General features: G+C 61.5%; 21 protein-coding genes. 11 read left to right on the top strand and 10 right to left on the bottom strand.

All coding sequences use genetic code 11. The annotated features are described in order from the left end of the window. Nucleotides 1-27: 27 nt before the first annotated feature. Together BDB13_RS00795 and BDB13_RS00800 are read left to right on the top strand one after the other, a co-directional pair. Nucleotides 28-786: an ABC transporter permease gene (locus BDB13_RS00795; protein ID WP_094274573.1), complete on the top strand. Its 759-nt coding sequence runs from the start codon at nucleotides 28-30 to the stop codon at nucleotides 784-786. After that, on the top strand, nucleotides 786-1,769 hold the full coding sequence (locus BDB13_RS00800) for a glycine betaine ABC transporter substrate-binding protein (RefSeq protein WP_094274574.1): 984 nt from the start codon (nucleotides 786-788) through the stop codon (nucleotides 1,767-1,769). Before BDB13_RS00795 ends, BDB13_RS00800 begins: the two co-directional genes overlap by 1 nt. On the opposite strand, the gene BDB13_RS00805 is transcribed toward BDB13_RS00800, so the two are convergent. The 5 genes from BDB13_RS00805 to BDB13_RS00825 form a co-directional block, all read right to left on the bottom strand. Next, nucleotides 1,770-2,546: a trans-aconitate 2-methyltransferase gene (locus BDB13_RS00805; protein ID WP_094274575.1), complete on the bottom strand. Its 777-nt coding sequence runs from the start codon at nucleotides 2,544-2,546 to the stop codon at nucleotides 1,770-1,772. Nucleotides 2,547-2,594: 48 nt separating this feature from the next. Next, entirely contained in the window at nucleotides 2,595-4,172 is a 1,578-nt protein-coding gene (locus tag BDB13_RS00810; RefSeq protein ID WP_094269974.1) for an HNH endonuclease signature motif containing protein, read from the bottom strand. Nucleotides 4,173-4,296: 124 nt separating this feature from the next. Further along, a complete protein-coding gene (locus BDB13_RS00815; RefSeq protein ID WP_094269975.1) occupies nucleotides 4,297-5,979 on the bottom strand; it encodes a class I adenylate-forming enzyme family protein in 1,683 nt (560 codons plus the stop codon). 51 nt (nucleotides 5,980-6,030) lie between these two features. Further along, nucleotides 6,031-6,804 carry an acyl-CoA thioesterase gene (locus BDB13_RS00820; protein WP_254922653.1) on the bottom strand — a complete coding sequence of 258 codons (774 nt, stop codon included), beginning with the start codon at nucleotides 6,802-6,804 and terminating at the stop codon, nucleotides 6,031-6,033. A gap of 117 nt (nucleotides 6,805-6,921) precedes the next feature. Beyond that, a complete protein-coding gene (locus BDB13_RS00825; protein ID WP_441347220.1) occupies nucleotides 6,922-8,262 on the bottom strand; it encodes an MFS transporter in 1,341 nt (446 codons plus the stop codon). A 296-nt stretch (nucleotides 8,263-8,558) separates the two neighbouring features. On the opposite strand from BDB13_RS00825, the gene BDB13_RS00830 reads away from it, so the two are divergent. From BDB13_RS00830 to BDB13_RS00870, 9 genes are all read left to right on the top strand, one after another. Then, entirely contained in the window at nucleotides 8,559-9,725 is a 1,167-nt protein-coding gene (locus BDB13_RS00830; RefSeq protein WP_094269977.1) for a thiolase family protein, read from the top strand. A gap of 63 nt (nucleotides 9,726-9,788) precedes the next feature. Then, complete coding sequence (locus tag BDB13_RS00835; protein ID WP_094269978.1) at nucleotides 9,789-11,312, top strand: acyl-CoA synthetase; 1,524 nt, start codon at nucleotides 9,789-9,791, stop codon at nucleotides 11,310-11,312. A gap of 137 nt (nucleotides 11,313-11,449) precedes the next feature. Continuing rightward, nucleotides 11,450-11,902 (top strand): MaoC family dehydratase N-terminal domain-containing protein, encoded by a 453-nt coding sequence (locus tag BDB13_RS00840; protein ID WP_094269979.1) that lies wholly within the window; start codon nucleotides 11,450-11,452, stop codon nucleotides 11,900-11,902. Between the two features lie 36 nt (nucleotides 11,903-11,938). Continuing rightward, entirely contained in the window at nucleotides 11,939-12,742 is an 804-nt protein-coding gene (locus BDB13_RS00845) for an SDR family NAD(P)-dependent oxidoreductase (RefSeq protein ID WP_094269980.1), read from the top strand. A 30-nt stretch (nucleotides 12,743-12,772) separates the two neighbouring features. Next, a complete protein-coding gene (locus BDB13_RS00850; protein ID WP_094269981.1) occupies nucleotides 12,773-13,906 on the top strand; it encodes a CaiB/BaiF CoA transferase family protein in 1,134 nt (377 codons plus the stop codon). 21 nt (nucleotides 13,907-13,927) lie between these two features. Beyond that, a complete protein-coding gene (locus BDB13_RS00855; RefSeq protein ID WP_094269982.1) occupies nucleotides 13,928-14,731 on the top strand; it encodes an SDR family NAD(P)-dependent oxidoreductase in 804 nt (267 codons plus the stop codon). Nucleotides 14,732-14,759: 28 nt separating this feature from the next. Next, nucleotides 14,760-15,140 (top strand): MaoC/PaaZ C-terminal domain-containing protein, encoded by a 381-nt coding sequence (locus tag BDB13_RS00860; protein WP_094269983.1) that lies wholly within the window; start codon nucleotides 14,760-14,762, stop codon nucleotides 15,138-15,140. A gap of 27 nt (nucleotides 15,141-15,167) precedes the next feature. Next, the gene (locus BDB13_RS00865) at nucleotides 15,168-16,325 is read left to right on the top strand and encodes an acyl-CoA dehydrogenase family protein (RefSeq protein WP_094269984.1); all 1,158 of its coding nucleotides are present in this window, start codon (nucleotides 15,168-15,170) and stop codon (nucleotides 16,323-16,325) included. A 39-nt stretch (nucleotides 16,326-16,364) separates the two neighbouring features. Next, nucleotides 16,365-17,531, top strand: a complete 1,167-nt coding sequence (locus BDB13_RS00870) for a thiolase family protein (protein WP_094269985.1) — start codon at nucleotides 16,365-16,367, stop codon at nucleotides 17,529-17,531. A 132-nt stretch (nucleotides 17,532-17,663) separates the two neighbouring features. On the opposite strand, the gene BDB13_RS00875 is transcribed toward BDB13_RS00870, so the two are convergent. From BDB13_RS00875 to BDB13_RS00895, 5 genes are all read right to left on the bottom strand, one after another. Next, nucleotides 17,664-18,311, bottom strand: coding sequence for a GntR family transcriptional regulator (locus tag BDB13_RS00875; RefSeq protein ID WP_094274577.1), 648 nt, complete (start codon nucleotides 18,309-18,311; stop codon nucleotides 17,664-17,666). A gap of 17 nt (nucleotides 18,312-18,328) precedes the next feature. Then, the gene (locus tag BDB13_RS00880; protein ID WP_094269986.1) at nucleotides 18,329-19,096 is read right to left on the bottom strand and encodes an enoyl-CoA hydratase/isomerase family protein; all 768 of its coding nucleotides are present in this window, start codon (nucleotides 19,094-19,096) and stop codon (nucleotides 18,329-18,331) included. Then, complete coding sequence (locus BDB13_RS00885; protein WP_094269987.1) at nucleotides 19,093-20,157, bottom strand: acyl-CoA dehydrogenase family protein; 1,065 nt, start codon at nucleotides 20,155-20,157, stop codon at nucleotides 19,093-19,095. Before BDB13_RS00885 ends, BDB13_RS00880 begins: the two co-directional genes overlap by 4 nt. Further along, nucleotides 20,154-21,281, bottom strand: a complete 1,128-nt coding sequence (locus tag BDB13_RS00890) for an acyl-CoA dehydrogenase family protein (protein ID WP_094269988.1) — start codon at nucleotides 21,279-21,281, stop codon at nucleotides 20,154-20,156. The genes BDB13_RS00885 and BDB13_RS00890 overlap by 4 nt, the downstream gene beginning before the upstream one ends. A gap of 136 nt (nucleotides 21,282-21,417) precedes the next feature. Continuing rightward, a complete protein-coding gene (locus BDB13_RS00895; RefSeq protein WP_176459495.1) occupies nucleotides 21,418-22,566 on the bottom strand; it encodes a TetR/AcrR family transcriptional regulator in 1,149 nt (382 codons plus the stop codon). Between the last annotated feature and the right edge of the window lie 15 nt (nucleotides 22,567-22,581).

The following is a 22,581-nucleotide window of genomic DNA, read 5'->3' on the forward strand; positions in this document are numbered from 1 at the left end:
GCAGACCTCGCCGCCGCGACCGTCGATCTGGGCGCCGCGGAAACTGCCGCAACACGTCGAGCAGAGCGGGCGCGGTTGCTCGTTCAGCCGATCATCGTCCTGATTCTTGTAGTCGGCGTGCTGATCTGGGCATTCACCCGAGATCTGACCGCCACCCAGAAGGCCAGTATCAACGCAACAAACATCGCGACATTGACGTGGCAGCACATCATGCTCACCGCCGCGGTCGTCATCATCGTGGTTGCGCTGGCAGTGCCGCTCGGCACCCTGTTGACGCGGCCCCGGTTCACGCGGCTGGCCCCGATCATTGTGGGAATAGCCAACATCGGCGCGGCCGCACCGGCAGTAGGCTTGCTGGTCCTGTTTTATCTGGCCACCCGAACCACCGGATTCTGGATCGGGGTGTTCCCCATCGCGTTCTATTCGTTGCTTCCGGTGCTACGCAATACAATTCTGGGCTATCAGCAGGTAGACAAGACTCTGATCGACGCGGGACGTGGTCAGGGAATGTCGTCGTTCACCATCCTGCGACATCTCGAGTTCCCCATGGCTGTCCCCTATATCCTTGCCGGCCTTCGCACTTCGTTGGTGTTGGCCGTGGGAACAGCGACGCTGTGCTTCCTCGTCAGCGCCGGTGGCCTGGGAATCATGATCGACACCGGCTACAAACTTCGCGACAACGTCACGCTGGTGGTAGGTGCGGTACTTGCCGTATCGCTGGCCTTGTTGCTGGACTGGTTGGGCGCATTGGCCGAACAGTTCCTCGGCCCCAAGGGATTGCGATGATGTCGAAGAAGAAGCGCGGCTGGAAGGTCGTTGCAGTTGCACTTGGCCTCACCCTTGTTGCATCGTGTGGTCTCGAATCCGGTGGCGCAGTTCCCCTGGCAGTAGGCCCGGGCAGCATCCAGCCGGTTCCGGAACTCGAGGGTGTGAAGATGACCGTCGGGTCCAAGGACTTCACCGAACAGATAATCCTGGGATACATGATCGAATTCGCCATGGTCGCAGCCGGCGCCGACGTTCGTGACCTCACAAATATTCAGGGCACCAACAGCACTCGGGACGCCCAACTGAACGGGCAGATCGATCTCACCTATGAATACACGGGTACCGGCTGGATCAACCACCTCGGCAACGAGATTCCGCTACCCGACTCGCAGGCACAGTTCGATGCCGTGCGAGATGAAGATCTGGCCAAAAATGACATGGTCTGGATCGATCCGGCACCGATGAACAACACCTACGCCTTGGCGATGAACAAGGAAACTGCCGAAAAGACCGGCGTCAAGACGATTTCGGACTACGCACGCCTAGTTGAATCGGATCCGGGGGCTGCTGTGACGTGCGTCGAAACCGAATTCAACGTACGCCAGGACGGATTCCCCGGATTGGCAGCCAAATACGGATTCGATGCAAGTCGTGCGCAGCGACAGATCCTGCAGAGCGGCATCATCTATCAAGCAACCGCCGACGGGAATCAGTGCAAGTTCGGCGAGGTCTTCACTACTGACGGCCGCATCATCGCCCTCGACCTCGTACTGCTCGACGACGATCTTTCCTTCTTCCCGAAATACAATCCGGCATTGGTGATGAAGAAGAGTTTTGCCGACGCCCATCCGCAGGTAGCCGAGATCATGGCACCAATTTCGGCCCGGCTCACCAACGAGGTCATGACGGAACTGAACCGACAGGTCGATGTCGAAGGCAAGGAACCTGCCGAAGTTGCACGGGATTGGATGGTCTCGGAAGGGTTTGTGACAGTGAGCTAGCTACCTCTTGCGTCCCACACAGAAGACCCTGCGGAACGGAAAGAGCGTGCCCGCCGAGGTTGTCGGGTAGGCCTCACGCAACAGCTCCGAGTACTGCTGTTCGAACTCGAAACCGTCAACTTCACCCAAGGCTTCGAGTACCGGACGCAGACCGGTGCCCCGTACCCATCCCAGAACTGGATCTTCGCCGGCCAGCACATGGACGTACGTCGTTTCCCAGGCGTCGACCTCAAACCCGTGTGCGTGCAACCGCGCGGCGTAGTCAACCGGGTTGTCAACGCCTTCGGGTCCGCGAAGCACCCCGCCCACGCGGTCACGCCAGGTCGCGGACTCAGCGAGGTCGCGCATCAGCACATGTGATGGAGCGTCGAAGTTTCCGGGAACCTGCCACGCGAGCCATGACCCCGATGCCAGGGAATCGGCCCACTTGTCGATCAAATCGCGATGGTTCGGAACCCATTGCAAAGCAGCATTACTCACGACAACGTCGTATCCTGCCGCGTCGAATTCGTTGATGTCCTCCAGCGCAATGGTGACGTTGCTCGGTAGGTCCATCGGCGCCTGGGCAATCATCTCGGGCGACGAATCGGTGCCCATAACATCAGCGTCGGGCCATCGCTCACCAAGCATTGCAGTCAAGGCCCCGGAACCGCAGCCCAAGTCCGCGACCCGGGAAGGTTCGTCTGCAGCGACGCGTGAGATGAGTTCGACATACGGCCGCGAGCGTTCGTCGGCATATCGACCGTAGATTTCGGGGTTCCACGTGAGAGTTGCCATGTACCCCATACTGCCTGTCCTGCGCCGTTCTTGTCGGGACCGAACCGTTCAGAACGGTGGTGGATCATCCCCGTAATCCACCGGCTTCCGCGGACGAACCACGTACTTACGTCCCGACGCTGTTGCCCGCACCCGCATCAACCGCTGCAACAACTGAGTCCGCCGCCGAACTTCCAGCCGCCGCTCCCGCCGCGCCAACTTCTGCGCCCGAACATCCATCAGCGCACGCCGCCGCCGGCGTTCACCCCGAACCCGGGCAGCCTTGTTCTCGAGTTTGGTGCGCCTTCGTGGCCCGCCCTCCGGCAGGACCGGATCGGTTGCTCCCGCCAGCAGCCCCGCCGCCCGGGTCCGGTAACAATGCCCCGTCGGAGAAACCAGGCTGACCGTGCGATCCAGGTTCGGGGTGTGCAACCACCGGCCGGAATGCTTGAGCCGATGATGATTACGGCAATACGCCGACAAATTCGACGCGGTCGTCTTCCCACCTCTGGCGGGATCGGCGTGATCGAACGGCACCAGATGATCGAGATCGCAATTCCACGCCGGAACGTCGCAGTGCAACCACTGACAACTCCCCGCCGCCGCCCGCAGCCACGTATCCAATGCCGCACCGGGGCGGTAGACCAACGCCGACGCCGGCAGTGATTCCGAAACTGGCTCCGCCGGCACCCGCACCTTCTTGACGATCGCACCCTTCGCGATCTCCCGGGCGTGCTCGGCGCTGATCACCCCGTACCCGTCCAGATGCGCCGGCTCGTCACCACCATCGACGCTGTTATTGAACGTCGACTCCGACATCACCACAACCACCAACGGCCGACGCACCACCGCCAACCCACCACGGTCCTGCGGACAATCCACCCGGCCACAATCACACGGCAACACCGCCGAACCATCCAACAGAGCGCCCAACGCATCCGCCCGCCGCTGCTCATACGTCCGCGAATCATCCCGGCACACCGACAGAGCCAACTCCCGCAACCGACCGTCGAACAGTCGGGCCTGCTCCGCCGGAATACTGCCCACGATCCGGGCCATCCCGTCCTCCATGGCACTGACCCCGATGAACCGGTCCGCCAACGCACGACGTCGGCGCTCCCGCATCCCTTCCGGGTCCACCCGCGCCACAATCCGATCGATCACGCCCGTCAACCGGCGACCCGTCAACCCCGTCCCACCATCCACGGCTGGAGCCAACACCTGTTCCAGGACAAGGCGTTCCACCTCGTCGATCAAATCATCCGACACATTCGCAGTGGCGGAGTCGATCAACCCGACCCGGTAGACATCCAGTTCTCCGCGCGCCATCGCCTCCCGGGTACGGTGCAGGCGGGTCTTCAACGCGAAACCCAGGCCGATGAGTTTCCCGGCCGCTGCGCGGCCCATCGTCAACACCGCCCCGATCTCCGATTCCGCCAACTCGTGCGCCGTGGACGACCACGTTCCGGAGGCCGTGTGCTCGGCACTACGGCGGGTGAAGAACTCGGCAATCGCAGCAAGTTTGCGCTCCACCAACTTCGCTTCACACGAATGCAGTTCGGAGATGAGATCGATGAGGGCGCAATCGGATTCGGCCCCGGTCAGCGGTGCTGACGGACCGTAACTTCCCACCCCCGACTCCAACATCCCTCCACCGTATTCGAAACTATGTTCGGAGACAACAGTTGCAGCCAAATCGGTCTGAAAGGTCCGAAAATAGACCGGAGAGCCAGCAGCAGGTCACTCTCCGATCCACCGGAATCACAGATTGCTAACGCAATTGCCTACGCAATTCACTCTTGAGAACCTTGCCCGTCGCCGTGAGCGGCAATGACTCCACCGCGTGTATAGACCGGATCTTCTGATAGGGCGCTACCTTCGCGGCGACGTAGTCGGAGATCTCCGTTTCGAGTACTGCATCCAACCCACCGGCAGCCTGGACCTCCGGGTTCAAGACTACAAATGCTGTCACGATCTCGCCGGCCTGCGGTGAAGGTCTTCCGACAACTGCGGCCTGCACCACGGCCGGGTGCGAACACAGAATCTCTTCCAACGGTTGGGGATACACGTTGTACCCCTTGTAGATGATCATGTCCTTCGATCGTCCGACAAGGAATACATGACCGTGTTCGTCCAGCCTGGCCATGTCCCCGGTTGCGAGCCAGCCGTCTCGGAACTGTACGGCCGTAAGTTCCGGCTCCCCTTGGTAGCCGTCGGTGATTTGCGGACCACGCACCCACAATTCACCGACATCACCGGTGGGGAGAGGTTTCCCGTCCCCGTCACGGATTTCCAATTCGGTATCGAAGATCGCGACTCCCACACTGTCCGCTGGAGTAGGGATCGCACTACCCATCGGGGCGCCGGTCACGCCCATGGTGGCCTCACTGAGCCCGTAGGCCTCACTCACCGAGGCATTGCCGAACCGTGCGCGCAATGTTGCGAGGGATGTCGTATCGAATGGCGCTGCACCGGAATTGATCGCAATGACCGATGACAGGTCGTACTGGTTGATCGCCGGACTTGCCAGCAGCGCGTAGTACATCGCCGGTGAACCGGTCAGGTTGGTGACTCCCAACCGCTCGATGTCGGCCAACATCGTGTCCGGATCAAATCGGCCGGTAAAATGAACGGTTGCACCGAGCAGTGTGCTGACGTTCTGCCCGACCAGCCCTAGTCCGTGAAAGAGCGGTGCCACAGCGATATTCACACCGGCACCCGGCACCAAGGCATGGGGGAAGTCGCTCTTGGACGCGCTCATCCGTATGCCGCCGAGGTCGTCGTGCTCGACAGCAACCCCGGACCTCCAGCATGCCATCTGAATCACGTTGGACACCAGATTCCGTTGCAGTACTCGCACCGCCTTGGAACGTCCCGTCGTTCCACCGGTCAATTGGAGGTGCGCGACAAGTTGCGGATCCGGCCTGTAGTCGGTCAGTGGATCGCTCTGCAGCAGTTCACTGAATGGCACTACGTCCTCAGCGAGTTCGACACCTTCCGACGCGGGAGCAGTCTGTGTCTCCTCTACACAGACTACGGAATGGACACAGTCAGCTTCAGCTGCGTGCACGACCTTCACAAAATTCGGATGCGAAATCACCACTCGCGCTTGCACATCGACAAGCTGATCTCGGAGCACTGCCGGCGGCAGAGTTGGATTGACCGGCGCAACAGCAGCTCCGGCGCACAGTGTTCCGTAGTACGCCACCACAAACCAGAGATTGTTGGGCATGTGGAGCGCGACTACATCACCCGGTTGAACTCCCAGCGTGCGTAACCCGCCGGCCACTCGCTGGGCACGGTCATGCAACTCGGCAAAAGTAAGTGCAAGATCGCCGTCTTGCAGCGCAATTCGATCAGGGTAGGCGCGAGCAGCTCCCGCGAGGATGGTGTCGATCCCCGTGTCCGGGTAGTCGAGAGTGCGAGGCATATCGGTCGGCCAGGCGAGCGTCATGAGAGAGAAACCTCCAACAGTTCGGAATGCATGGTTAAGGTCGAAAATGTTCTAGTCGATCCGGCGGAGTAGTGATTCTTGAACGACGGTTGCTACCAAATCGCCGTTTCGGCTCCAGAAGTTTCCCGTCGAGAGACCACGGCCATCGCTCGACGACGGACTGTTCTGGGAGAACAGCATCCAGTCGTCGGCGCGGAACGGGCGATGAATCCACACTGCGTGATCGAGTGACGTCACGATCGCCCGAGATCGACCTTTGAGCATCGAACGGTGCGGTTGAATGTCCAGTGACGCCGTCGATGCCAGTGTGATGTCGGAACCGTAGGTGAGCGCACAAACGTGGAGAAGCTGGTTGTCAGGCAATACCTGAGCGGGTTTGATCCAGACGGCCTGCTCCGAAAGTCCCGGTACCGCACGGTGATCCGACACTCGCAGTTGTGGAACGAACCGCAAAGACATCACCCGAGCGGTCGTGGACGCCTGGTACTCGTCGGGCCGCTCGTTCGCCCAGTGTTCGTACGGATCCGGAAGATCCTCGGGCGGCGGCACTTCGGGCATCACCATCTGCCGGTTTTCACCGTCTTCGGGCAGTTTGAATGAGGCGGACAGCGCAAAGATCGGTTCGCCGTCCTGCCGGGCAGTGACGTGCCGGGAACGATAGGACCGCCCGTCGCGGAGCCGTTCCACCTCGTAGACGATGGGTTTGGTGGGATTGCCCGCGCTGAGGAAGTAGCCGTGCAGAGAATGCGCGAGATTTTCCGGCGGAACGGTGTTACCCGCGGCGGTCAGAGCCTGAGCCGCCACCTGTCCGCCGAACGCCCTCATCGGATGTCCGGCGTGACAAAGACCCTGAAATTCATTGCTGCCCAGTTGTTTCAACGTGAGCAGACCCTCAAAGTCAACGGAGAGGTGGCAGTCAAATGTCGAGGTCATGAAATCGGCCTATCGTACGGCGATGACGGGAGCGTCCGGGCGCACCAGCCTCTTGTCTCGAGCGGGGTCGATGATGAGGATGCCGATGACGGCCACGATGAGAGCGACAACCCCGAGGATTTGGAAGGCCATTGCGTAGCCGTCACCACCCTTACCGGCCGCATCGACAATGCGACCCATCATGTAGGGCGCAATGAAACCACCAAACGCCATCAGTGACAGGAAGACCCCGAGAACTCCGGAAAGCTGCTTGGGCGGGCACAATTCGGAAACACAGGCGTTGAGCAGCGGTAGCACCGGCGTGCAGATGGCGTAGCCGGCAGACACGAAGAGCACAGCCAGCACCGGCGTAGAGATATACGGCAGGATGACGAGGAGAGATCCGCCGATCAGCATTCCTACGGCCGGAAAGATCACTCGGGCGGCCCGCAAACTTACGCCACGGGTGATGAGGCGGTCACTGAACCACGTGGTGCTCAGCATGATCACGAGGCCGATCAGACTGGGGATGGAGAACATCGATCCCGCTTGCAGTCGGGTATAGCCGAGGCCCAGCTCGAAGTACGACGGCAGCCAAGTGAGGACTACAGCCGCCAATGCATACGCCGCGGCAATGAGCAGGACTCCGCCGATAAATGTGCGGGTGCGGAAGATGTTCATCCACGGCACGGCAGGCTCCGCATCATTGACAGGTGCTGCAACTGCATCCGAGTCCGCCCCATCCCCGTGAGCAGTGTGCGCGGAACTGCCGTACGGGCCTTCCTTCCACACGGCCAGCCACAACACCGCCCACAGAAGCCCCGAGATGGCCAGTGCCACCAGCGCAGAACGCCAGCCCCAGGTGATGGCTACGTACGCGAGGATGGGAGCGATCGCGATCTTGGCGATCGATGCGGAGCACGTCAGGATTGCACCGGGCAGGCCGCGCCGTGCCGGCGCATGCCAGGAATAGGCAGCCGAGAACAACAGCGGCGAGTTGGGGCCTTCGGCGAATCCGAGGATCATCCGGCTCACCAGCAAGGTCACGAAGCTCGCCGAGAGCATCAGCGGCAGCATCGCTACGGACCACAGGACGACGAGCAGGACGAGCGCCCACCGCAGTCCGAGCCACTTGTCCAGAGCACCGGAGAGCAGTCCGCCGAGGGAGAGCATCAAGAAGAAGGCACTGCCGGCGAGACCGATGTCGGAAGCGGAGAGACCGAGTTCCTTGGCGAGCGGCTGGGCGATGATGCCGAGCACGGCCTTGTCAGCAAAGTTGATGACGTACATCGCAACCAGAACACTGGTCATTCCCCAGGCTACGGTTCGGGATTCACCCGCTTCTCCGAGCTTGGCCCGAGTTCGATTCACCTGCTGTTCTAGCACCACGATGTCTCCTTAAACTGGTAAGGGAAAATTCGCAATTGACGGTCTGTATCGTCAAGTCTTCCAGCGGGAGTGACTGCGATCACATCATACTCCTGGCGAAATTTAACCACTTAAATAGGCAACTAGCAAGCCTTTTGCAGGAATATGTGAATTCACCATAACTTGACATCGGACAATATTTCAGATGCACTGCTTCCCAGATCTTGTTATTTGATATTCACTTAACTGTCCAGGTTCTCGACGGCCATGCCCGTCGAGTCGGTCACCAGGGAGACACCATGAACGACGCCGTCATCGTCGACGCAGTACGCACACCGATCGGAAAGCGAAACGGTGGTCTCTCCGGAATCCATCCCGTCGATCTATCGGCGCACGTACTCCGCTCGCTCGCCGAGCGAAACGACTTCGACCCCGCCACCATCGACGACGTCCTGTGGGGTGTTGTCAGTCAGGTCGGCGAACAGGCCGGTGGTGTCGGCCGATATGCAGTACTCGCCGCCGGTTGGCCCGAGTCGGTCACCGGAGTGACCGTCGAGCGTGCCTGCGGTTCTTCGCAACAGGCACTGCACTTCGCGGCTGCCGGCGTGATCGCCGGTCACTACGACATCGCTATCGCCGGCGGCGTGGAATCGATGAGCCGCGTCCCGATGGGTTCGGCACGCAATGCAACCGGGAGCGGCACACCGTTCGGCCCGGCAGTTCGCGAGCGCTACAACCATGTGGAGTTCAACCAGGGCCTCGGTGCCGAGATGATCGCGGAGCAGTACAACCTCTCTCGCTCCCAGTTGGACCAGCATGCGCTCGACTCGCACGAGCGCGCTGCCCGCGCCGCCGACGAGGGCCGTTTCGACGCCCAGATCGCACCGGTGAAGGCAGTGACCGAGGACGGTTCGGCGCGCCTTGTCGATGCCGACGAGGGCATCCGACGTGGATCGTCCCTGGAACGACTCGGCGCACTACCCACACCGTTCAAGGAAGATGGCCGCATCACGGCCGGCAACTCGTCGCAGATTTCCGACGGAGCTGCCGGACTGCTCGTCACCACCAGCGATATTGCCGCCCGACGTGGATGGACGCCTCTCGCCCGCGTCCATTCCGTCGCCCTGGCCGGCGTCGATCCGGTGACGATGGCTACCGGCCCGATTCCCGCTACTGCGAAGGTCCTTGCTCGCGCGGGTCTTTCGATCAACGACATCGGTGCGTTCGAGATCAACGAAGCATTCGCGTCGGTGACTTTGTCCTGGCTGCAGGAAACCGGCGCCGATTACGAGAGGTTGAACCCGAACGGCGGCGCCATGGCGCTCGGACATCCGTTGGGCGGATCCGGCGCGCGTTTGACGACGACGCTCGTACATCACATGCGTGACAACGGCATTCGCTACGGATTGCAGTCGATGTGCGAGGCCGGCGGACAGGCCAACGCCACTATCTTCGAATTGATCTGACTCAGCAGATATTCCGTGACGCCGTGAGTTCGCTTGTGGCCCTGAAACACCCAGGAGTTCTTCATGTATTTGACTCAGTTCCTCCACCGAGCCTTGCAGCAGAGCCCGGACAGTTCGATGACGGTGTTCGAGAACAGGATTCATTCAGTCCGCGAAGGTATCGATCGCGTTGCGCGGCTTGCCGCGGGGCTACGCGGACTCGGAGTCCGATCCGGCGATCGCGTTGCCGTCCTCGCCTTGAATTCCGACCGCACTCACGAGTTGTTTCTGGCGTGCTGGTGGATTGGCGCCGTACCCAACCCGGTCAACGTCCGCTGGAGTGCCGCGGAAATCTCGTACGCACTCGCAGATGCCGAGCCGGTCGCCATGATGATCGACCAAAATTTCCTGGAAATCGTCGCAGGACTCGATGATCTACCGACGCTGGTCTACAGCGGAACCGGTGCGATCCCGCCGCGAATGACGGCCTACGAATCATTGATCGAGAAGTCCGAACCCGTCCCCGACACCCGAACCGGTGACGACGCCCTGGCGCTGCTGCTCTATACCGGCGGCACCACCGGCTTCCCCAAGGGCGTGATGATCAGTCATCGTTCGTTGATGACGTCGACGCTGGGCAATCTGGCATCCGGCCGGACAGTCGTCAACGGCAGTTCCAACCTCAATACAAACCCGATGTTCCATCTAGCCGGAATAGTCGGCTGGATGACTCAGAACGTCCTCGGTGGAACGCAGGTCTTCTTGCCCACCTTCACGCCGGACTCGTTTCTGCGGGCCGTCGACACCTATCGTCCCAGCGTCGTGGCATTGGTCCCGACCATGCTGCAAATGCTGGTATCACAGAAGGACACAAGCGATTACGACCTCTCGAGTGTGCAGATAGTGCGATACGGAGCCTCCCCCATATCGCCCAGCCTCCTCGAACGCGCTATGGCGTTGTTTCCGGGAAGCGGGTTCAGTCAGGGATACGGCATGACCGAGACGGCGCACATCTCGATGTTGGGGACGCAGGAACACACGACGGGCGGCGACCTCCTCCGCTCAGCCGGAAGAGCGCTCCCCCACTGTGAGATTCGCATAGTCGATCAGGACGGCGCAGAAGTCGCTCCCGGCCAGATCGGCGAAGTCGCCACGCGTGGCGATCACGTCATGCTGGGCTACTGGAAACGACCGGCCGAGACCGACGAGGTCCTGCGCGACGGTTGGATGCACACCGGCGACGCCGGCTACCTCGACGAGCGCGGCTATCTGTTCATCGTCGACCGGATCAAGGACATGATCGTGACGGGTGGTGAGAACGTCTATTCGACTGAGGTCGAGAACGCATTGGCAAAACATGCGGACGTCGCCACCTGCTCGGTAATCGGCGTCCCTGATCCGGAGTGGGGCGAGCGCGTGCATGCGTTTGTGGTGCTACAGCCCGGCACCGAGACCACGGCCGAGACATTGCGCGCCCATGTGAAATCGCTGATCGCCGGGTACAAGGCACCTCGCTCGGTGCAGTTCGTGGATTCACTCCCGACCTCGGCTACCGGGAAGACCCTCAAGGCGGAGCTACGTCGAACTGCCCTGGCCGCGGCCGGCTGAGAAATATCTGGTCATTGACCAAACTCGCATCAATCCCTTGACAACTGCGCTTATGTTAGTCAAAGTGAATATGCGCTAACCGCTTGATTCACGACAGATCACACCGGCGGTTCCCGCCCCAAAACTCAGGAGTTGTCATGGCGAATCTCGATACGGGGGTCATCGGAACCCGCATTCCCGAGCACACCGTCTCGGTCGAGCGCGGACGGCTCTCCTTCTTCGCCCGCGCCACCGGCCAACATGATCCCGTGTACACGGATCTTGACGCAGCACTCCAGGCCGGTCACCGCGATCTGCCGGTTCCGCCGACGTTCCTGTTCTGCCTCGATATGGAGCGCCCCAACCCGTCGACGTTCTATGCGGATCTCGGAATCGATATTCGGACCATCCTGCACGGTGAGCAGGAGTTCACGTATCACTCGACGGCCTATGCCGGCGACACTCTGCATTTCTCCACCGTGGTTACGGATTACTACGCCAAAAAGGGTGGCGCACTGCAGTTCTTGGTTCGCACCACCGAGGTCACTCGATCCGGCAAACCGATTGCTCAACTTCGCTCCACCACGGTTGTCCGCGACCCTCGCGCCTGACACTTTCATTCCTCTTAGACTGCAAGGACTTTCATCATGGGCACTCTCGACGGCAAGGTAGCCATCGTCTCCGGTTCGGGCCGCGGAATCGGCCGTGAAATCGCTCTCCGTCTCGCCTCCGAAGGTGCATCGGTAGTGGTCAACGACCTCGATCCGACACCCGCCCTCGAGACGGTGGAAGACATCAAGGCTGCCGGCGGACACGCAATCGCCTGCGTCGGATCCGTCACGGACGACGACTTCGCGGAGCGTTTCGTCGGTACCGCAATCGACGCGTTCAACGGCCTGGACATCATAGTCAACAACGCCGGGTACACCTGGGACACTGTCATTCAGAAGATGACGGACGAGCAGTGGGACACCATTCTCGACGTCCATGTGAAGGCGCCGTTCCGAATCCTCCGTGCCGCACAGCCTTACATCAAGGCCAACCCCACCACCTACCACCGCAAGGTCGTCAACATCTCGTCGGCCGCCGGTATCTACGGCAACCCCGGACAGTCGAATTACGCCGCAGCGAAGGCCGGTATCGTCGGCCTGACCAAGACCCTCGCCAAGGAGTGGGGCCGCTACAAGGTCAACGTCAACGCCGTTGCATTCGGGTTCATTCTCACCCGCATGACGGACGCTGTTGCCGGTGACGATTCGTTTGTCGTGATCGACGGACGCAAAATCAAGGCGGGTGTGAGCCAGGCGGTCATGGAGCGCGTCAAGACCACAAATCCGTTGGGCCGACCGGGAACTCCGACCGAAGCCGCCGGATCCGTCTACGTTCTCTGCACACCGGACACCGACTACGTCAGTGGACAGTGCCTGAACGTCGACGCAGGCTCCCGCTAGTCTCCCCTACCAGCGAAAGACGGTTTCTCCATGGCTACTGACGTCACCACACCGAGCGGGCCTCTAGCCGGTCTGCGCATCGTCGAACTCGGCGGAATCGGTCCCGGACCGTTCTGCGGAATGCTGCTCGCCGATCAGGGTGCAGATGTTATTCGGATCGATCGCCGCAGCGACGCCGGTACTCAGTCCGGACATCCTGTGCTGCATCGCAACCGTCGCTCCGTAGCCCTGGATCTGAAGGATCCCCAGGATGTCGAAGCCGTCCTGCGGATCATCGAGACCGCCGACGCCGTCATCGAAGGATTCCGGCCCGGCGTCACCGAACGGCTGGGCCTGGGTCCGGAAACGTGTCTGGCCCGCAATCCGAAGTTGGTGTACGGCCGGATGACCGGGTGGGGCCAGGACGGTCCGTTGGCTCAGGAACCTGGGCACGACCTCAACTACATTGCTCTCACCGGAGCACTTGCCGCAATGGGCATCGAAGGTGAGGTTCCCCCGGTTCCGCTGAACCTGGTGGGCGACATGGGCGGTGGCGGAATGCTGCTGGCCCTCGGACTCACCACCGCGATGCTGCGAGCGCAGATCGACGGCCGCGGTCAAGTAGTCGATGCCGCTATGACCGACGGCACGGCCGTGCAGTTGGCGCTGATTCACGGCCTCGTGGTGCGTGACCGCTGGGTGGACAAGCGCGCCTCCAACATGTTCGACGGCGGCGCCCCGTTCTACCGGAACTACCGTTGCGCCGACGGCGGATTCATGGCCGTCGGTTGTGTAGAACCGCAGTTTTACGCCGCAACCCTGCGAGTGCTCGGCTTGACCGAAGACCCCCTCTTCGCGCAGCAGCACAACCGGGATGCCTGGCCCGCCATGGCCGATCGCCTCGCGGAGATCTTCGCGACCCACAGTCGGCAGGAGTGGGACGCGGCCTTCGACCTACAAGGGGCTTGCGTCTCACCGGTTTTGAACTTCGAAGAAGCTGCCGCGCACCCGCACAACGTCAGCCGCGCCACCTTCGGAACCTTCGGCGACGGATTCGTCCAGCCCAACCCGGCGCCGCGTTACTCCGAAACCCCGGCCGCTACGCCGCGCCCCGCGCCGCTCATCGGCGAACACACCGATCAAGTACTGGCCGAAATCGGCTTCGTGGCAACCGCCGCACACTAGTCACAGAAAAGGACTGCCATCATGGGAAATCTCTCGGGCAAGGTTGCCATCGTCTCCGGTTCAGGCCGCGGAATCGGCCGTGAAATCGCTCTCAAGCTCGCTGCCGAAGGCGCGTCTGTCGTGGTCAACGATCTTGATCCCGAACCCGCAACACAGACTGAGATGGACATCAAAGCAGCTGGTGGACAAGCTGTTACGTGCATCGGATCCGTGACCGAAGACGGTTTCGCCCAGCGTTTCGTCAACACCGCCATCGAATCGTTCGGCGGCCTCGACATCATTGTCAACAATGCCGGATACACGTGGGACAGCGTCATTCAGAAGATGACCGACGAGCAGTGGGACACCATTCTCGACGTCAACCTCAAGGCGCCGTTCCAGATCCTGCGTGCCGCTCAGCCGTACTTCAAGGCTAACCCGGTCGACTATCACCGCAAGGTAGTCAACATTTCGTCGACGTCCGGCTTCTACGGCAGCGCCGGTCAGGCCAACTACTCGGCGGCCAAGGCGGGCCTCATCGGACTGACCAAGACGCTGGCCAAGGAGTGGGGCCGCTACAAGGTCAACGTCAACGCAGTTGCCTTCGGATTCATCAAGACTCGCATGACCGATGCCGTGGCGACGGACAACACCACCCTCAACATCGATGGCCGCGATATCAGAATCGGCATCAGCGCCGAGAAGGCTGCGATGGTGTCCAAGGCAATCCCGTTCGGGCGCCCCGGCACTCCCGTCGAAGCTGCCGGTGCTGTCTACCTGATGTGCATTCCCGAGTCCGATTACGTCAACGGCCAGTGCCTCGTCGTCGACGCCGGCCGAGTCTGATCTCATTTTCGGAAAGGTCCACCAACAGATGAATACCGGAGACACTCTGGACCTCGAGGTCCCGAAAATTACACGCACCACCCTGGCCCTGTACGCGGGCGCTTCGGGTGACCACAATCCCGTTCATATCGACATGGATGCCTGTGCAGCCGTGGGCATTCCCGACGTATTTGCGCACGGCATGTTGTCCATGGCTTACCTCGGACGACTGCTCACCGATCACTATGCGCAGGACCGCATCCGTTCGTTCTCCGTCCGGTTCTCCGCGATCACTCCGGTGAACTCGACACCCCGATGCACCGGCACGGTGACTAGTGTCGAGGACGGACTTGCAACCCTCGACCTCACCATGGCATTGCCCGACGGCACCGTGACACTGCGCGGCTCCGCAGTCGTCACAACCCACTAACGTCTACGAAGAAAGCAGGCCACCGAGATGAAGCGCAACCTCTTCACCCAAGAGCACGAAGATTTCCGCGAGACGATCCGATTGTTCATCGCGAAGGAGATCACCCCCTTCTACGCAGATTGGGAACGTGACAACCGCGTCCCGCGCGAGTTGTTCACCAAGCTGGGTGAGCTCGGGGTCATGGGATTCGATATCCCGGAAGAGTTCGGCGGCACCGGCAAGACCAGCTACAAGTTCCAGGCCGTCATGGACGAGGAAACATCCCGCGCCGCAGTGAGTTTCGGCCACTACACAGTCAGCACCGGCATTGTCCTGCCCTACCTGTTGCGCCTGTGCAACGACGAGCAGAAGCAGCGGTGGCTCCCGTCCATCGCTACCGGTGAGAAAACTCTGTGCATCGCTATGACCGAGCCCGGTACCGGTTCCGATCTCGCCGGCATCCGTTCCACGGCAAAGCTGTCCGAGGATGGCACGCACTACATCCTCAACGGCGCAAAGACTTTCATCACCGGTGCGGTCAACTCCGAACTGTGTGTCGTGGTTGCCCGTACCTCTCCGCCGTCCGAGACCGATCGCCGCTTCGGTCTCAGCCTGATGGTCGTCCCCACCGACGCGCCAGGTTTCGAGTACGGCCGCAAGTTGGAGAAGCTGGGCCTGCGCGCCAGCGACACCAGCGAACTGTCGTTCACCGACGTCAAGGTTCCCGTCGCCGATCTCCTCGGCGAGCAGGACAAGGGTTTCTCGTACCTGGGCCAGAACCTGCCGCGTGAGCGCCTCTCGATCGGTAGCCGCGGCATCTCCTCTGCCGCTGCCGCAATCGAATTCGCCAAGGCCTACGTCCAGGAACGTCAGGTATTCGGCAAGCCCGTCGCAGCATTTCAGAACACCAAGTTCGTCCTCGCCGAGTGCTCGGCCGAGGTCGACGCCGGGCAGGCTCTGGTCGACCGCGGTATCGAACTCGACGACTCCGGCGAGCTCACCGCCGCCGACGCAGCACGCATCAAGCTTTTCGGCACCGAGGTCGCGGCGCGAGTCATCGACAAGTGCCTGCAGCTGCACGGTGGCTACGGCTACATGCTCGAGTACCCGATCGCGCGCCTGTACGCCGACACCCGCGTCAGCCGCATCTACGGCGGCACCAGCGAGGTCATGAAGACGATCATCGCCAAGGACATGGGTCTATAAGACCTTTTCCCAGCTACTCGAAAAATTGAAGGAGTTCCCATGCGTGACGCAGTCATTGTCGACGCTGTCCGAACGGCAGTCGGCAAACGGAACGGCTCACTGTCCCGAATGCATGCCGTATCCCTGTCCGCCCACGTGCTCGGGGCACTCGCCGATCGAGTCGACCTCGATCCGGCTCTTGTCGACGACGTGATCTGGGGCTGCGTCGGCACACTCGGCATGCAGTCGGGTTGCATCGCCCGCTCGTCGGTGCTGGCCGCCGGCTGGCCCGAGCACGTACCCGGCGTCACCATCGACCGTCAGTGCGGCTCTTCGCAACAGGCAGTTCATCAAGCTGCCGCGGGTGTCATCTCCGGTCAGTACGACGTGGCTATCGCCGGCGGTGTCGAGATGATGAGTGCCGTCCCGATGGGTTCGGCGCGAGCCGACGCCAGATTCGGTGAGCCGCACGGTCCGCTGGTGTGGGATCGCTACAACGGTGTCCGGTTCAATCAGGGCATGGGCGCGCAGATGATCGCGGAAAAGTACGGCATTTCTCGGGCCGAACTGGATCAGCATGCGCTCGATTCTCACGAGCGGGCTGCGGCGGCTGTTGACGAGGGCCGGTTCAAAGATCAGATCACCGCAGTGACTGTGACGGACGCAGACGGCCGCAGCAGTGTCTTCGAGAAGGACGAGGGTGTGCGCCGCGGCGGCACTCTCGAAAAGCTCGGTTCGCTCAAACCTGCTTTCTCCGAAGACGGTTCGATCACCGCGGGTAACTCCTCGCAGATCTCCGACGGTTCCGGCGCACTACTCGTCACCACCAGCGAGTTCGCGAAATCGCAGGGATGGACGCCTATCGCACGAATCCACACTGCGGTCGTGACCGGTGCCGATCCGATCACCATGCTCGAAGGGCCCATCCCAGCGACGGCGAAAGCTCTCGCCAAGGCCGGTCTCTCGATCGACGACATCGGCGCGTTCGAGATCAACGAGGCTTTTGCCTCGGTGTCGTTGGCCTGGCTTCGTGAAACCGGCGCCAACTACGAGCGGATGAATCCGAACGGCGGCGCCATGGCGTTGGGTCATCCCATCGGCGGTTCGGGTGCCCGACTGATGACTACCCTGGTACATCACATGCGAGAGAACGGGATCCGTTACGGATTGCAGTCCATGTGCGAGGGCGGCGGCATGGCCAATGCCACAATTCTCGAGCTGATCTGAGAATGCGCGGTGGCGGCAAACGCCGCCACCGCAACCGTGCCTGAGCGCACACAACTTCCGCCGACGCACGGGAACCCGCACACACGTCCAACTAGTGGACGAAAATACCCGCGCGCAAAAGCCCGGGATCTCTCAACGCGACCGAGAACGTCCCAGTCGCGAGGCCACCAAAACCTCGGTAGCGGATCGATGCTCGTCGCTCGCCCGGATCAGTTCGACTGAATCTTGGTTGCGAACAGCCTGCAGGATCCGCTCGTGATCGTCGGAAACCTTTTGGCGAGATGACTTTTCGTGGACGTATAACGCTCGATAGAAATCCGACAGGTACCACAGCCGTTCCACTTCCTGCAGTACCCGTCGCAGCGGTGAGTACTCGAACAGCCGGAAGTGGAACCGATGGTTGACCTCGAGAAACTCGGGCCCCTGCTCACTCGGCTCGGCATTGTCCACTTGTTCCTGAATGCGCTCCAGTTCGGCCACGTCAACACTGCTGAGGTCTATCGACGCCAGGATCTCAGTTTCGAGTAGGCGCCGCATCAGATACAACTCGGCAAGATCTTCACTGCTGAAGCGAGTCACGGTATATCCCGTGTTCGATTTGTGCTCGAGGACGCCCTCGGCCTGCAAGGTCGAAAGCGCTTCCCGCACCGGAATTCGACTGACGTCCAATCTCTCGGCGAGCTCTGCCTGGTGAACTTTTTGTCCGGGCAGGAGCTCACCGGAGACGATCATCTGCCGGATCTGTTGCAGGCAGCGTTGCGCACCAGTGGGTTCCTTCACGGTCAACACCCTAAACGTCACCGGGCACTGAACTGCGGTTGTTGCCGTGCGAGGTTGGCTTCGATACCGGCCACGCAGTCTTCGGTCCCCCACAACACGACCTGCTCGGCCAACTCACGCTCGAGCACGGTGGCCACCTCGTCGCGCAGTCCCCCGCGCAGTGTTTGCTTCATCGAGCGCACGGCCAGCGGTGCGTTGGCAGCAATTTCGTGGGCGTAGGCGAGCGCCTGCTCACGAATGTTCGTGTCTTCGGCCAGTCGATCCACCAGGCCGAGTTCGTGTGCCTGCGTGCCGGTAAGCCGCCGTGCGGTGTACAGCAGATCAGCTGCGGTTTGAGCTCCCACGACGCGAGGCAAGGTGACGCTGAGCCCGAATCCCTGATGGAAGCCCAGTGCGGCAAAGTTCGCATGCAAGCGGGTCGACGGTCCGGCAACGCGGAAGTCTGCGGCGCAGGCCAATCCGAGGCCGCCGCCCACGGCGGATCCCTGCACCGCCGCGATCACGGGAACGGGGATCTCGAAGAGACGCAGGGCCTCGGTGTAGATGTCGCGCACGGTATCGGCGCGGTCCGGTCCCAGTCCACCCTCACCGAAGTTCGCACCGGCGCAGAAATGCTTGCCGGCCGACGCGAGAACTATCGCCCGAATGTCACCATTGTCGACGAGTTCGGTTGCCGCGTCGGCAATCTGCCGGAGCACTTCCTGATCGAAGAAGTTCGCGGGCGGGCGGGAGAATTCGATGGTCGCGACGTGTCCGTCGATCTCTACGTGTACTGCATCGGTCATGACGTCAGCTCCAAAGTCGGGTGCGGGTCGGTTAGCAAACGGGGCAGTGACGGCGAGGCGGAAACGCCTCGCCCGAGCTGTACCGCGAGTGCGATCTCGTCGCCGAACTCGCAGCGCCAGGCGTGCAGGCGACGGGTCAGTTGCTGCAAGCGGTATTCCTGTGTCATGCCGATGGCTCCGTGAGCCTGGTGCGCGGCGCGCACACTGAGCAGCGCATTCTGCGAGACCACCAGTTTTGTTGCGAGCACTTCAAATTCGGCTTCGCGAGTGTTGAGAGCAATTGCCGTGCGATCGACGGCCAGCGTCGACATGGAGGCCATCTGGGCGAGGGTGACGATGTGCTGCTGCACGGCCTGGAATTGTGCGACGGGACGGCCGAATTGGACTCGTTCGGACACGTACCGCTGCGTGAGCGTCGAGACGGCTTCCATGGCTGCTGCCATCTGCACCGAACGCAGGAAGGCTCCGAGTCTACTGAGCAGCCGCACATCTACCGGGTTCTCACCGATCACGGCCGGTGCGCCGGTGAATGTCAGGCTTTGTCGCGGCTGACCGGCAAGATCTGTTCCGTCACCGACCTCGGCGTCTGCGACGTTCAGGATCACCACTCGGTCACCGAGTATCACTGCCACGACCGCCGCGGCGCCGGCCCACGGCACGTCGTACAGGGTTCCCGAGACGGTGACGTCGAAAGTTGCAGTGTCCCGGTGTGATCCCGGCGCTGTAGTGGCGATCCCGGCGGGTACCGGAAGACCGGCGGCTACGGCCAACCGGCCGGCCAAGTACGTCTCGGCCAGTGGCAGCGGCGCTGCGTGACGTGCTGCCGCTCGCTGCACGGTCACGGCGTCCAGCAGAGAACCACCGGAGCCACCGGCAGATTCGGGAAGACCAACCAGCGGCAGGCCCAGTTCGACTGCCGCGTCCCATAATCCGGTGGGCAAACCTTCGACTTCAGCTTTGGCAACCACGTCGGCGTCGGACTTCTCGGCAAAAAATTGCTCGACCATCGCTTCGAGGTCCGCATCAAATGCGTAATCATTGTGCTGTGAAACAGAATTCATCGGTTCAACCCCTTCACGATCACGGTGCGGAGAATCTCGTTGGTACCGCCGCGAATCGACCACGACGGCGCGACCAGTACCGCGCGGGCCAGTAGCGACTCGTACGGATCTTCGGACGCCAGGTCGGGGGCTCTACCGAGATGCCGCGAGACCACCGCAACGCAGTCCTGCTCGAATCGTGTTGCCATTTCCTTGATCAATGCCGCCTCGGTAACCGGCGAGCGGCCGGCGTCCACCATCCGGGCAATCGAGAGAGACATTCCGCGGAAAGCCCAGCAGCGTGCGGTAATCGATCCCAGATCGGCCAGCGCGGCGGGCCCACCGTCGGCCGCTTGATGAGCTGCCCAGTGTTCGAGCACCGGCATCAGCGACATCCACCGGTCGACGCCACCTCGTTCGAGCGCAAGTTCTCCGGTGTTTTGGCCCCAGCCGGCTCCGACGTCGCCGAGGCGACGCGAGTCAGGAACGAAGACGTCCTGGAACGACACCTCGCAGAAGTCTTCGCTTCCGTCGATGAACGGGATGGGCGAAACCGTCAGGCCCTCGCTGTGACGATCGATGATCAGTTGTGTGAGTCCGCTGTGTTTGTCGGCGGAGGTTCGGAGCAGGGCGAGGATGTGCGTCGCATGGAAGGCGCCGGTGGTCCAGATCTTGGTGCCGTTCACTTTCCAGCCACCGTCGACGCGTTCGGCGCGAGTTCGCAAGGACGCCAGGTCGGAGCCGGAATCCGGTTCGCTCATGCCGATCGAGAACGAGAACTCACCGCGTGCGATACCGGGCAGGAAGTGCTGCTTCTGCTCCTCGGTTCCGTTGGCCGCAATACTCGGACCGGACTGGCGGTCACCGATCCAGTGATAGCCGACGGGTGCGCCTCGGGCGAGAAGTTCTTCGACGACGACCAGGCGATCCACGGCCGAGCGTCCGCCGCCGCCGTATTTCTGCGGCAAGGACATACCCAACCAGCCGCGGCTTCCGATATCGCGGGAGAACTCAGGGTCCACGGCGCCTGACATTCCGAGTCCGAGCGGATAGCTTCCGGGCGTCAGCCGCTTGTCGAGGTACTCGCGTACTTCAGCTTGAAGGTCGAGTTCCTCGGCCGTCAATTCTGTTGCGTCGAAACGCATGGACGTCTCCGATCAGTTGAATACTCGGGTTTCAGAACGAACCCCGCCACACGAACTTTGAGGAAGATGATGGCATACAAAAATGTATACTAAATTGAATGTGACTGTCCGGCAAGTACACCCGACAGTCTCGGCTCTACCCGCCGAGCAGTACCGAATTTCCGATCTCGAACAGTCGCTCCGGCAGATCAGACCGCCGACGCAACCTCCCGATCCGCACGGAACCTTCCACGACATTCAGCGCAGCCATGACCGTGATTCGCGCCGTTGCAGGCTCGAGTCCTGGCCGCACCCCGTCGAGAGCCTTGACCCACGACGCAACGTACTCCCGCTGATTCTGCTCGCAGGAACGCCGAAACTTGTCAGGCAACTGATCGAGTTCACTGATCAGCAGTCCGATGAGATGACGCTCGTTGATTGCGAAATCGATATGCGCCGAGAGCAATCCAGAAAGGACCTCATCGGGACCGTCAGCTTTGGCGAGCGCATTCTCCACTCCGAGCCGGCGCCGCTCGCCGGCGCGCGATACTGCGGCCACAAGAAGGTCGATCTTGGCGTCGAAGTGGTTGTAGACATTGGGCCCCGTGGTACCGGCCGCTTCACCGATGTCTTCAGTGTTGACGGCCTGGTATCCGCGCTCATCAAATAACCGGATGGCTTCGGACAGCAACAGCTCACGACGAGACGTTGCCACCGGAGTGCGATCGGTAACGTGCGATGCTTCCGGCGACGAGTGCCCCAGATCGGTGTACGCGGCACGCTCGGCAAGATCGATCAACAGGAGTTCCATCTGCCGCCGAGGCAGCGAAACTCGATGCGAGGAAATACTGCTGAATACCGAAATGACCGCCCAGGCAAGCAGATAGCTGTCTTCCTCGTTCAACTCGGGGCGTTCGGTGCGGATCAATGCAGCATCCCGCGCCGCGACGCTCTTGAGTACGGTACGCAACTCTTCACGCTGCTCGTCGGGCAGATATCGCGCTTCACGCTGCCACAGGAGCGGGAGACCCCGTCGCCTCGACACCGACGACGCAAGCGTCGCGATCAGCGCTTTGAGGTCTTCGGATTGAGTCACGTTGTAGTACAGCGTGTCGATCCCACTGTTGACGGCAGCATGAAGGAGATCAGGTTTGTTACGGAAGTGCCGATAGAGCGCCGGTGCCGTGATTCCGACCGCTGCAGCCACCTGCGCAACCGACACATTGTGATACCCACGTTCACGGAAGAGGTCACCGGCGGCAGCGAGAATCTGCTCTTTACGGTCACTTGGCCTTCGTACGACCACGCGGACACTCTCCTT

This window comes from Rhodococcus sp. OK302, assembly GCF_002245895.1.
Lineage (GTDB): Bacteria > Actinomycetota > Actinomycetes > Mycobacteriales > Mycobacteriaceae > Rhodococcus_F.